This is a genomic window from Bradyrhizobium sp. Ce-3 (genome assembly GCF_022835695.1).
Classification (GTDB): domain Bacteria; phylum Pseudomonadota; class Alphaproteobacteria; order Rhizobiales; family Xanthobacteraceae; genus Bradyrhizobium.
Map to the genome: position 1 here is coordinate 256,337 of NZ_BQUV01000003.1, position 11,765 is coordinate 268,101.

General features: G+C 64.4%; 11 protein-coding genes. 7 read left to right on the top strand and 4 right to left on the bottom strand.

The annotated features are described in order from the left end of the window. Positions 1–92 precede the first annotated feature (92 nt). A complete protein-coding gene (locus BRSPCE3_RS12240; RefSeq protein WP_244066062.1) occupies positions 93–878 on the top strand; it encodes an IclR family transcriptional regulator C-terminal domain-containing protein in 786 nt (261 codons plus the stop codon). 6 nt (positions 879–884) lie between these two features. Here the strand turns inward: BRSPCE3_RS12240 and BRSPCE3_RS12245 are convergent, their stop codons facing one another. Beyond that, positions 885–1,877: a helix-turn-helix transcriptional regulator gene (locus BRSPCE3_RS12245; RefSeq protein WP_283843110.1), complete on the bottom strand. Its 993-nt coding sequence runs from the start codon at positions 1,875–1,877 to the stop codon at positions 885–887. Between the two features lie 80 nt (positions 1,878–1,957). Here BRSPCE3_RS12245 and BRSPCE3_RS12250 point away from each other — a divergent pair, with 80 nt between their 5' ends. The 4 genes from BRSPCE3_RS12250 to boxB all read left to right on the top strand — a co-directional run bounded on the left by BRSPCE3_RS12250 (position 1,958) and on the right by boxB (position 7,866). Continuing rightward, positions 1,958–3,490, top strand: coding sequence for a benzoate-CoA ligase family protein (locus BRSPCE3_RS12250; RefSeq protein ID WP_244066064.1), 1,533 nt, complete (start codon positions 1,958–1,960; stop codon positions 3,488–3,490). 72 nt (positions 3,491–3,562) lie between these two features. Next, a complete protein-coding gene (locus BRSPCE3_RS12255) occupies positions 3,563–4,372 on the top strand; it encodes an alpha/beta fold hydrolase (protein WP_244066065.1) in 810 nt (269 codons plus the stop codon). Positions 4,373–4,548: 176 nt separating this feature from the next. Next, positions 4,549–6,237 (top strand): 2,3-epoxybenzoyl-CoA dihydrolase, encoded by a 1,689-nt coding sequence (gene boxC, locus BRSPCE3_RS12260; protein ID WP_244066066.1) that lies wholly within the window; start codon positions 4,549–4,551, stop codon positions 6,235–6,237. A 177-nt stretch (positions 6,238–6,414) separates the two neighbouring features. Beyond that, a complete protein-coding gene (boxB, locus tag BRSPCE3_RS12265; protein ID WP_244066067.1) occupies positions 6,415–7,866 on the top strand; it encodes a benzoyl-CoA 2,3-epoxidase subunit BoxB in 1,452 nt (483 codons plus the stop codon). Positions 7,867–8,157: 291 nt separating this feature from the next. Here the strand turns inward: boxB and BRSPCE3_RS12270 are convergent, their stop codons facing one another. Together BRSPCE3_RS12270 and BRSPCE3_RS12275 are read right to left on the bottom strand one after the other, a co-directional pair. Then, a complete protein-coding gene (locus BRSPCE3_RS12270) occupies positions 8,158–8,958 on the bottom strand; it encodes an SDR family NAD(P)-dependent oxidoreductase (protein ID WP_244066068.1) in 801 nt (266 codons plus the stop codon). A gap of 267 nt (positions 8,959–9,225) precedes the next feature. Continuing rightward, the gene (locus BRSPCE3_RS12275) at positions 9,226–9,423 is read right to left on the bottom strand and encodes a hypothetical protein (RefSeq protein ID WP_244066069.1); all 198 of its coding nucleotides are present in this window, start codon (positions 9,421–9,423) and stop codon (positions 9,226–9,228) included. Between BRSPCE3_RS12275 and BRSPCE3_RS12280 the strand changes: the two genes are divergently transcribed. Both BRSPCE3_RS12280 and BRSPCE3_RS12285 read left to right on the top strand, forming a co-directional pair. Further along, on the top strand, positions 9,416–9,607 hold the full coding sequence (locus BRSPCE3_RS12280; protein ID WP_244066070.1) for a hypothetical protein: 192 nt from the start codon (positions 9,416–9,418) through the stop codon (positions 9,605–9,607). The two genes, BRSPCE3_RS12275 and BRSPCE3_RS12280, sit on opposite strands and share 8 nt — an antisense overlap. A 48-nt stretch (positions 9,608–9,655) precedes the next feature. Continuing rightward, positions 9,656–10,381 (top strand): sulfite exporter TauE/SafE family protein, encoded by a 726-nt coding sequence (locus BRSPCE3_RS12285; RefSeq protein ID WP_244066071.1) that lies wholly within the window; start codon positions 9,656–9,658, stop codon positions 10,379–10,381. A 202-nt stretch (positions 10,382–10,583) separates the two neighbouring features. On the opposite strand, the gene BRSPCE3_RS12290 is transcribed toward BRSPCE3_RS12285, so the two are convergent. Next, complete coding sequence (locus BRSPCE3_RS12290) at positions 10,584–11,642, bottom strand: polysaccharide deacetylase family protein (RefSeq protein WP_244066072.1); 1,059 nt, start codon at positions 11,640–11,642, stop codon at positions 10,584–10,586. Between the last annotated feature and the right edge of the window lie 123 nt (positions 11,643–11,765).

Genomic DNA, 11,765 nt, shown 5'->3' on the forward strand with positions numbered 1-11,765 from the left:
TTGAACGAATGTGCGAATTATGCCATGTCTGGTTTGGACAGCAAGCGCAATTTTTGAACCGTTCACAAAGCTGAACCCCAACCTGAAACGCCATGCCCAAGCTGAAGCGGACCGATCAGGACGAGCGCGCCACCGATTTCGTCGAGGCGCTCGACCGCGGTCTGCGGCTGTTGCAGGTGTTCGGCACTGTCACCGGTCCTGCAACCTTGAGCGATCTGGCGCGCGCCGCCGACCTGCCGCGCGCCACCGCGCGCCGCATCCTGTTCACGCTCGCGCATGGCGGCTTTGTCGCAACCGACGGCAAGCTGTTCACGCTGACGCCGCACGTGCTGACGCTCGCCGGCTCGTTCCTGCAATCCAACCAGGTGGTGACGGTGCTGCAGCCGGTGCTCGATCGCATCGCGACCGCAGCGCAGGAGATCGCCTCGCTGGCGCTGCTCGACGGCGACGACGTCGTATTCGTGGCGCGCTCGAGTCCGACGCGGGTGTTCTCCGCCGGGCTCGATATCGGCTACCGGCTGCCGGCGTTCTGCACTTCGGTCGGTCGCGCCATGCTCGGCCGGCTCGAGGATGCCGAGCTCGCCGCGCGGCTGAAGGCGATGCGTCGCGATCCTGTCACGCCACAGACGGTCACCGATCCCAAGAAGCTGCTCGCCACCATCGTCGCCGATCGCGCGCAGGGCTATTCGCTGGTCGACCGCGAGGCCGAACCGCATTTCCGTTCGATCTCGGTGCCGGTCCGCCGCTACGACGGCACGATCATTGCGGCCATCAACATGGGGGCGCATATCGATCGCGTTTCAGCGGCTCAGATGCTCGAAAGCTTCCTGCCGCTGCTGCGGGAGGGGGCTGATGATGTGAAGAGCAGGCTGCTTTAGTCCGGCTTACAGCGCCACGCTGCGCAGCCCGAAGCTCCGCGCCTCGTTCTGCAGCACCGGCCGCACCGAATCGATCAGCCGCGCGGCGGCGGCGTCGACCGAAAGTCCGGCGGTGTCGACCACCGCGGATGCGCGGGCGTAGAGCGGCTCGCGGCTGACCAGGATGTTGCGCAATTCGGCCATCGCCGAGCGGTCGTCGGCCATCGGGCGCAGATCGCCCTGGCGGCGGACGCGGGACATGTGCTCTTCCGGCTCGGCTTTCAGCCAGATCGTGTAGAACGACGACAGGATCAGGTCGAAGGTCAGCGCCTCTGAGACGATGCCGCCGCCGGTCGCCAGCACCATCAACTCCTTGCGCGCCAGCAGCTGCGTCAGCGCGGCCTGCTCCATGCGGCGAAAGCCTTCCTGGCCGTACAGCGCGATGATCTCGGCAACCGACAGGCCGTTTTGCGCCTCGATCTCCTTGTTGAGCTCGACGAAGCTCCAGCCGATCTTCTTCGCCAGCATTCTGCCGAGCGTGGTCTTGCCGGCGCCGCGCAGGCCGATCAGCGCGATGCCCGAGAACGAGGCGCGGCGTGGTGCCAGCGGGCTGCTGCCGGCGAGCATGTCCTTGGCCTGCGCGATCTGGCTCGGCGACGCCTTGCGCAGCAGATCGCGGATCACGGCCCAGTCCGGCACCGGCTCGCTGGAGGGGATCAGGTCCTCGAGATGCGCGCCCATCGCGCCTGCGACACGGCGCAGCAGCACGATCGAGACATTGCCTTTGCCGCTTTCGAGCTGGGCGATGTAGCGTTCGGAAATGCCGGAGACCTTGGCGAGCACCTTGCGCGACATGCCGCGCAGCGCGCGCGTGGTGCGGACGCGCTGGCCGAGCTGCTCGAGGAAGTCGGTTTCCGGATCGTTGGCTGCGGTCATGATCCCTGTGCGACGCGCGGTCCTGCCTGAATCAGACCGAGGTGTTAGGAAACATAGTGCCGATAAGGATTGACAGCAAGCCAACGTGGTGGCTTTGTATGAATTATAATTCTTAAATTCACAGGAGAGGGAAGCGTGGCGCGTCTGGGTCCGAGGAACGGGGCATGACTTATAACGCAGTCTCCTGGCTGCTCGACCGCAATGTCGATGAGGGCCGCGGCGACAAGGTCGTGTTCGACGACACGGTGTCGCAAATTACCTATGGCCAGTTGCAGCAGCAGACCCGCCGCGTCGGCAACATGCTGCGCCGGCTCGGCGTCCGCCGCGAGGAGCGGGTCGCCATGATCATGCTGGACACGGTCGATTTCCCGATCGTGTTCCTCGGCGCGATCCGCGCCGGCGTGGTGCCGGTGCCGCTCAACACGCTGCTGACCGCGGAACAATACGCCTACATCCTCAGTGACTGCCGCGCGCGGGTGCTTTTCGTCTCCGAAGCGCTGCTGCCGGTCGTCAAGGACATCATCGCGCGGATGCCCGACCTCGCGCATGTCGTGGTCTCCGGCAAGGACGCGCACGGCCACAAGAAGCTGTCCGACGAGATCGCGCGCGAGAGCGATGTGTTCGCCACCGCGCCGACCCATGCCGACGAGCCGGCATTCTGGCTCTATTCGTCGGGCTCGACCGGCATGCCGAAGGGCGTGCGCCATCTGCACTCCAATCTCGCGGCGACCGCGGAGACCTATGCGAAGCAGGTGCTCGGCATCCGCGAGGACGATGTCGGCCTGTCGGCGGCAAAGCTGTTCTTCGCCTATGGGCTCGGCAATGCGCTGACCTTCCCGATGTCGGTCGGCGCCACCACGGTGCTCAATTCGGAACGTCCGACGCCGGCGGTGATGTTCGCGCTGCTGAACAAATATCATCCCAGCATCTTCTTCGGCGTGCCGACGCTGTTCGCGGCGATGCTGAACGACGAGGCGACCAGGGCGCAGTCCGGCGGCAGTCGCCTGCGGGTCTGCACCTCGGCCGGCGAGGCGTTGCCGGAATCGGTCGGCAATGCCTGGCGCGCGCGGTTCGGCGTCGACATTCTGGACGGCGTCGGCTCGACCGAGCTGCTGCACATCTTCCTGTCGAACGCGCCGGGCGACATCAAATACGGCTCCTCGGGGCGTCCGGTGCCCGGCTACAAGGTGCGGCTGGTCAACGAGCTCGGGGCCGACGTTGCGGATGGCGAGGTCGGCGAGCTCCTGGTCGATGCGCCCTCGGCCGGCGAGAGCTACTGGAATCAGCGCGCCAAGAGCCGCGCCACCTTCGAGGGCGCCTGGACCCGCACCGGCGACAAATACACGCGCGATGCCGACGGCCGTTACACCTTCTGCGGCCGCGCCGACGACATGTTCAAGGTGTCGGGCATCTGGGTCTCGCCGTTCGAGGTCGAGAGCGCGCTGATCACCCATCCCGCGGTGCTGGAAGCCGCCGTCGTGCCGGAAGCCGATCCGGAAGGGCTGTTGAAGCCGAAAGCCTATGTGGTGCTGCGGCCGGAGAGCTCGGCCGAAGGTCTGCACGAGGCGCTCAAGGAGCACGTCAAGCAGAAGATCGGGCCGTGGAAATATCCGCGCTGGATCGATGTCGTCGACAATCTGCCGAAGACGGCGACCGGCAAGATCCAGCGGTTCAAGTTGCGCGATGGCGCGCACTAGCTCCCAACACGTCGTCCCGGCCTAGTGCGCAATTGCGCACTAGGCCGGGACGACGATGAGGAAGGCCCGACCATGACGAACTTGAACCCCAACGGCCTCCTCACCATCGACGGCGCCGAGCTCGAATACCGCTTGATCGGCCCGTCACCCGAGTCAGCCCCGACCATCGTGATGCTGCACGAAGGCCTCGGCTGTGTCGGCCTGTGGGGCGACTTTCCCGAGAAGCTGCAGGCGGCGACCGGCGCCGGCGTGTTCGTCTATTCGCGCGCGGGTTACGGGGCGTCCTCGCCGGCAAAGCTGCCGCGTCCGGTCGACTACATGCATCGCGAAGCACTCGACGTGCTGCCGAAGCTGCTCGACCGCATCGGCTTCCGCCGCGGCCTCTTGCTTGGTCATTCCGACGGTGCGTCGATCGCAGCGATTTATGCCGGCGCGCATCAGGATCATCGCCTGCACGGCCTTGCACTGCTCGCGCCGCACTTCATCGTCGAGGACATCTCGGTGCAATCGATCGCCGAGATCAAGACGGCATACGAGACCACCAATCTGAAAGAGAAGCTCGCGCGCTGGCACAAGGATGTCGACAACGCCTTCCGCGGCTGGAACGACGCCTGGCTCGATCCGAAATTCCGCGACTGGGATATCTCCGAGTATCTCGCCTATATCCGCGTGCCGGTGCTGATCGTGCAGGGTGCGGATGATCAATACGGCACGATGCGTCAGGTCGAGATCGCCCAGGAGGAGTGTTACTGCCCGGTCGATGTCGCCGCGATCGCCGGCGCGGGCCACTCGCCGCATCGCGAGGCGGCTGCGGTGACGCTGGAGGCGGTCACCGAATTCGCCAAGGCGGCACTGCGCGACGACCCGGCACAGGCCGCCTGACTTTTGGTGCCGGTCCCAGGCCATTGGCAGCGCGAGCGAATTTCCGGAACATGAAACAAAATGCATGTTTTTGCGTTTTGAACTAGACCAGATCGAAAACATGCATTATTGTGCATGAAGACCTCGACGGCGAACCGTCAAACGAACAACAGCAAGACAACAGATAAGGGTGGCCCATGGCTGGTGACGATCGCGTCCTTGCAGGCGGGGCGAAGTACATCGACTTCCAGACCAACCCGTCGCGTTACCGGCATTGGAAGCTCGACGTCGCCGGCGACGTCGCGACGCTGACCATGGACGTCGACGAGAACGCCGGCCTGTTCGAGGGTTATCAGCTCAAGCTCAATTCCTACGACCTCGGCGTTGACATCGAGCTGGCCGATGCCGTGCAGCGGCTGCGCTTCGAGCATCCCGAGGTGAAGGTCGTGGTGATGCGTTCGGGCAAGAACCGCGTGTTCTGCGCCGGCGCCAACATCCGGATGCTGGCGGGCTCCACGCACGCCCACAAGGTCAACTTCTGCAAGTTCACCAACGAGACCCGCAACGGCCTGGAAGATTCCAGCGAGAATTCCGGCCAGAGCTTCATCACCGTCGTCAACGGCACCGCGGCCGGCGGCGGCTACGAGCTCGCGCTCGCGACCGATCACATCATGATGGCCGACGACGGCGCCGCCGCCGTTGCGCTGCCGGAGGTGCCGCTGCTCGCGGTGCTGCCGGGCACCGGCGGCCTCACGCGCGTGGTCGACAAGCGCAAGGTGCGTCGCGACCACGCCGATTTCTTCTGCACCATCGAGGAAGGCATCAAGGGCAAGCGCGCCGTGCAGTGGCGGCTGGTCGACGAGATCGCGCCGAACTCCAAGCTCGAGGGCAAGCTCGCCGAGCGCGTCAAGGAATTCTCAGCCAGATCGAAGCGCAACGGCGAGGGCCGTGGCATCGCACTGGCGCCGCTGACGCGCACCATCGACGACAGCGCGATCCGCTACGGCTTCGTCAGCGTCGATATCGATCGCGCCGCGCGCATCGCCACCATCTCGATCAAGGCGCCGGAAACCACCGCGCCCGCCGATATCGACGGCATGGTCGCGCAAGGGCCGGCGTTCTGGCCGCTGCAGGTTGCCCGCGAGCTCGATGACGCCATCCTGCATCTGCGCATCAACGAGCTCGAGATCGCGATGCTGGTGTTCAAGAGCCATGGCGACCGCGCCAATGTCGTGTCCTACGACGCGTTCCTGGAGGCCAACAAGGCGCACTGGCTGGTCAACGAGGTCAGGCATTACTGGAAGCGCGTGCTCAAGCGCATCGACGTCACCTCGCGCACGCTGGTGACGCTGGTCGAGCCGGGCTCCTGCTTCGTCGGCACGCTCGCCGAACTCGTGTTCGCCGCCGACCGCTCCTACATGCTGATCGGCCAGAAGCAGGGCGACAACCGCCCGCCGCCGGCGATCGAGCTGACCGCGATGAATTTCGGGCCCTATCCGATGAGCCACGGCCTGACCCGGCTGCAATCGCGCTTCCAGGCCGACCCGTCGGATCTGGAACGTGCGCAGGCCTCGATCGGCAAGGCGCTCGACGCCGAGGAGGCCGAGGAGCTCGGCCTCGTCACCTTCGCGCTCGACGACATCGACTGGGACGACGAGGTCCGCGTGTTCTTCGAGGAACGCACCTCGTTCTCGCCGGACGGTCTCACCGGCATGGAAGCCAATCTGCGCTTCGTCGGTCCGGAGACCATGGAATCGAAGATCTTCTCGCGCCTCACCGCGTGGCAGAACTGGATCTTCCAGCGGCCCAACGCGGTCGGTGAGGACGGCGCGCTGCGCCGTTACGGCACCGGCCAGAAGGCGCAATTCGACATGACGAGGGTCTAGGAGATTTCGCCGCCATCCTGAGGTGCGAGCCTTGCGGCGCAATTGCGCCGCTGGGCGAGCCTCGAAGGATGAATATGACCAAGCCAGCATCCTTCGAGACGCGGCGAATACGCCGCTCCTCAGGATGACGGTTGAGCAAGACGCGGTATGCGTCAAACGACACCAAGGAGCACGGCCATGAACATGAACATCATGAACGTCGATTACTCGACCAAGATTCCGAACAACGTGAATCTCGCCGAGGACCGCCAGGTGCTGAAGGCGCTGGAAGGCTGGCATCCCGGTTACATGGACTGGTGGAAGGACATGGGGCCGGATGGCTTCCAGGAATCGCTGGTCTATCTGCGCACTGCCTATTCGGTCGATCCGCGCGGCTGGGCCAAGTTCGATTACGTGCGGATGCCCGAATATCGCTGGGGCATCTTGCTCGCGCCGCAGGAAGAGAACCGCGTCATTCCGTTCGGCGAGGATTATGGCAAGCCGGCCTGGCAGGAAGTCCCCGGCGAGCATCGCGCGATGCTGCGCCGCCTGATCGTGATCCAGGGCGACACCGAGCCCGCCTCGGTCGAGCAGCAGCGCCATCTCGGCAAGACCGCGCCGTCGCTCTACGACATGCGCAACCTGTTCCAGGTCAATGTCGAGGAAGGCCGTCATCTCTGGGCGATGGTCTATTTGCTGCAGAAGTATTTCGGCCGCGACGGCCGCGAGGAAGCCGACGATTTGTTGCGCCGCCGTTCGGGCGATGCGGATAGCCCACGCATGCTCGGCGCCTTCAACGAGGCGACGCCGGACTGGCTGTCGTTCTTCATGTTCACCTACTTCACCGACCGCGACGGCAAGATGCAGCTGCATTCGCTGGCGCAGTCGGGCTTCGATCCGCTGTCGCGCACCTGCCGCTTCATGCTGACCGAGGAAGCCCACCACATGTTCGTCGGCGAGACCGGCATCACCCGCGTCGTGCAGCGCACCTGCGATGCGATGACCGAAGCCGGCATCAAGGATCCGAACGACATCGCCAGGATCCGCGCGCTCGGCGTGATCGACCTGCCGACCATCCAGAAGAAGCTGAACCTGCACTATTCGCTGTCGCTCGATCTGTTCGGCTCCGAAGTGTCGACCAACGCGGCCAACGCCTTCAACGCCGGCATCAAGGGCCGCTACAAGGAAACCACGATCGAGGACGATCACCAGCTCAAGAGCTCGACCTATCCGGTCATGAAGCTGGTGGACGGCCAGATCAAGATGGTCGACGAGCCGGCGCTGACCGCGCTCAACATGCGACTGCGCGACGACTACACGCAGGATTGCGTCAAGGGCATGCTGCGCTGGAACAAGGTGATCTCGACATCAGGCATCGACTACAAGCTCGCGGTGCCGAGCACGGTCTTCCACCGCCAGATCGGCGAGTTCAAGGACGTCCATGCGACGCCCGATGGCCTCTTGATCGACGACGCCACCTGGGCCAAGCGCAAGAACGACTGGCTGCCGTCGCCCGCGGACGGCGACTTCATCGCCTCGCTGATGAAGCCGGTGACCGAGCCCGGCGAGTTCGCCTCCTGGATCTCGGCGCCCAAGGTCGGCATCGACAACAAGCCTGGCGACTTCGAGTATGTGAGGATCGAGAGCTGAGCTTCAGCTAGCAGTTCCTCTCCTCCCGGAGAGGCCGAAAAGGGGTGAGCCGAGAAGGTCCTGGCTTGCCCCTTTTCTTTTCGAGAAGCGCTTCATTCCGCCTCCGCTGAAGCTTCGGCGAGCCGAGGATCAAAGCCCCGTCGAAGCCTTGGCGTAGACGGGACCGGTCGATCCAGTATCCCAGAGACGTCAGTGCTTGAATCGAGAGGCCGCGGCGTACTGGATGCCCCGGTCTAGCCGGGGCATGACAGCGGTAGAATGGCGCCGATGGTCGATCGTGGCGATAGCGTGCTACCCCGCGATCTCCAGCCCCGCCGTCGCGTAGACCACGCCGCCATCGACTGCGATGGTGTTGCCCACGACGTAGTCGCCGGCGCGCGAGGCGAGATAGATCGCGGTGCCCGCCATGTCCTCGTCGCTGCCGACTCGCCGCGAGGGTACGCGCTTGGCGACCTCGTCGGCGTGGTCGCGCGCGGCGCGGTTCATGTCGGACTTGAAGGCGCCCGGCGCAATCGCGGTGACGTTGATGTTGTCCTTGATCAGGCGCGTCGCCATCCGGCGCGTCAAATGGATCACCGCAGCCTTGCTCGCGGCATAGGAATAGGTCTCCATCGGGTTGACGAAGATGCCGTCGATCGAGGCGATGTTGATCACCTTGCCGGGCTTGTCATGGGAGGCCGCGGCGCGCAGCGGCTTGGCCAGTGCCTTGGTCAGGAAGAAGATCGCCTTGACGTTGAGGTCCATCACCTTGTCCCAGCCGCTCTCCGGGAATTCGTCGAAGTCCGCGCCCCAGGCTGCGCCGGCATTGTTGACCAGGATGTCGAGCTTCGGCTCGCGCTTGATGATCTCGCCGGCGAGCTTGTCGCAGCCCTCGACGGTCGAGATGTCGATCGGCAGCGCGATGCATTCGCCGTCATAGGCGGCGGTGAGCTCCTGGGCGGTGGCCTCGCAGGGACCGGCCTTGCGCGCGGTGATGTAGACCCTGGCGGCACCCTGCGCGAGGAAGCCGGCCGCGATCATCTTGCCGATGCCGCGCGAGCCTCCGGTCACCAGTGCGACGCGGCCCTTCAGTGAGAACAGATCCTTGAACATGTTGCCTCCTTAGCTATGCCGAGCGTTCTGGCCGTGTTGGCGGAGCTAGTCAAGGAACCGAGATGGCCGGCGAACGCGCAGTTTGCTCGATCTCCGGCGATGGTCTGATCGGTTTGCCCGCGAAGGTCGCGCGATCTCGCTGATCGAGCCTTCCTGGATCAAGCTTTCTTGAGATGTGATGCAGTGCACAAATTGATCGGCCGACTCAGCGCATCATGCGCGTGGGGTGGAATTCCAAATCAAGGAGTTCCAGTAATGAAGCACATTTCATTGCCGGTGATCGGTGTGATGCCTATCACCCACATTCAATTCGGACGAAGGCGAAAGGGGCTGTTCGCCGCCATCCTCGGCGCAATGCATACCTCGCGGCGGATTCAGGCGCGACGCATTCTGAAGCAGCATCAGCATTTGATCGATCGCGCCGATCGGCGCCTTGCCAATCTGGAGGGCGGCGGCAATGTCCATCACTGATCGGTCGTCGACGCGCAAATCTGTCATCCGGCTTCCGGAGGTCAGCGAGATCACGCTGCTTGTTGCCATCGCAATCGGATTTCTCGTGCTGCACATCCTCACTGCGACGTTGCTGATGCCGGCAGCCACGGCCGATGCGGCCGCGCCGCAAGAGGTGAGGGCGGTTCACACCGACTAGCGCCCTCCCGATCCATCCATCATCGTTGTCATCAACGGAGGTCCACTCGTGGCCGACGTCACGTCATTTGCCGTGCTCAGCGCCGCGGTGTTTTGCGGCGCCTTCGTGTCCGGTCTCGCCGGCTTTGCGTTTTCGGCGATCGCCGGCGCCATCCTGCTGCATGCGATGCCGCCGACCGAGGCGGTGCCGCTGATGATGGCCTGCAGCGTCGGCGTGCAGGCAGCCAATCTGTGGGCGCTTCGGCACAACATTCAGTGGAAGCAGAGCCTGTCGCTGATTGTCGGTGGGCTGCTCGGCGTGCCGCTCGCGCTTTGGCTGTTGCACAACACCGACAGCCGGACCTTTCGTGAAGGCTTCGGAATCATGGTCGCGCTCTATGCCGGCTACATGCTGTTCAGGCCTGCGATCGGCTACGGCCGGTTGCCGGAGGGGCGCAACGCGCTTGTCGGATTTGGCGGCGGCCTGATCGGCGGCCTGACTGCGATGCCTGGCGCGCTGCCGACCATCTGGTGCGATATCCATGGTGTGCCGAAACAGCAGCAGCGCGGCCTCGTGCAACCCTTCATCGCCGCGATGCAGATTTCCGCGCTCGTGATGATGCTGCTGCATCACGACCTCTCCATGAAAGTCGCCTACGACGTCGTGCTGGGTGCTCCGGCACTGCTCGCCGGTTCGTGGCTCGGCATCTTTGCCTTTCGCAACATCGACGAAGCCAATTTCAGGCGGGTGATCCTCGGCCTGTTGCTGGTGTCGGGGCTGTTGTTGGTGATTTAGAATATGTAGCCCGGATGAAGCCCAACGAGTCTACGTCCGCACCTCCCCTTGAAAAGGGGAGGTCGCCTTGCTCGCAGAGCAAGGCGGGTGGGGATCTGCTCTCTCCACGGACACCGTCGTTATGGCTGACCCCCATCCGGACCTTCCCCCTTTCAGGGGGAAGGAGAAGACTGAATATCCGAGGCGGGATATCCTACGCGGATTATGCCGCGTCGATGCGGCGGAAGCCGTTCCACACCGCGGTGGCGGCGCCTGAGGTCAAGACCGGCAAGAGCCGCGCGTCCTGGTAATTGCCGTTCAGCGAGACCCGCTGCAACGCGGTCATGTGGTCGGCGCTTTCGGGAAACAGCATGCCCGGCCGCGTCGTCACCGCGGTCTTGAACCCGATCGACCTGGCGAGCGCGAATTCGCGCTGTCCGGCGGCGATCCGGTCGCCATAGGGATAGGCGAGGTGCGCGACCGGCCGCTGCAGCGCGTCCTCGATCCGCGCCCGGCTGGTGGCAAGTTCGAACGAGGCGATGGTCTCGCTCTGTTTGGCGAGATTGCAATGGGTGATGGTGTGCGCGCCGATCGTGACCAGCGGATCGTCGGCGAAGCCACGCAACTCGTCCCAGGACATGCAGAGCTCGCGCGCGATGCCGCTCTCGTCGACGCCGTGGCGGGCGCACAGTGCCGAGATCTCGGCCTGCATCTCCGTCTCACCCGGAAGCGAACGCAGCCAGTCGTGCATGCGGCCGAACGCGGCCCGCTTGGCTTGCGGCGTCGCGGTGTCGATCCGCGTCATGTTGCCGTCGATCGGAACCTCGATCGCCGATGCGCTCGCGATGGCCCGCTCCAGCGCGATCCACCACAATTTGCCGGACCCCTCGGCGAAATCGCTCGCGACAAAGACGGTGAATGGTGCGCCGAACTCGCGCATCACGGGCAGCGCGAAATCGCGGTTGTCGCGATAGCCGTCGTCGCAGGTGAAGCAGGCGAAGCGCCGCGTGAAATTCCGTTCGGTGAGACGGCGATGCGCCTCGTCCATGCTGACGACGTCGACGTCGAGCGCGCGCAGATGCGTCAGCATCGCGCGCAGGAAGTCCGGCGTGACCTCGAGATGATGGTTGGGCTGGAACGCGTCGTCGCGCGGCGGGCGGACGTGATGCAGCATGAAGATGGCGCCGACCCCGGCAAAGATCGGCCGCAGCAGGATATGCGCGCCCGAAAAATACAACGCCTCCATCCCGGCACGGATCACGGTGTTGCGGAGTTGTTTCATGAGGGCACGGGTCGGCCGATTTGCATTCCGCCGCAAACTTAGCGAAAGACCACTGAAGAAACTGTTATCCCGGTCCGACATGGCGCCCCCGCCATGGTGCTTGATTTGGGGTTTGACAGTCAG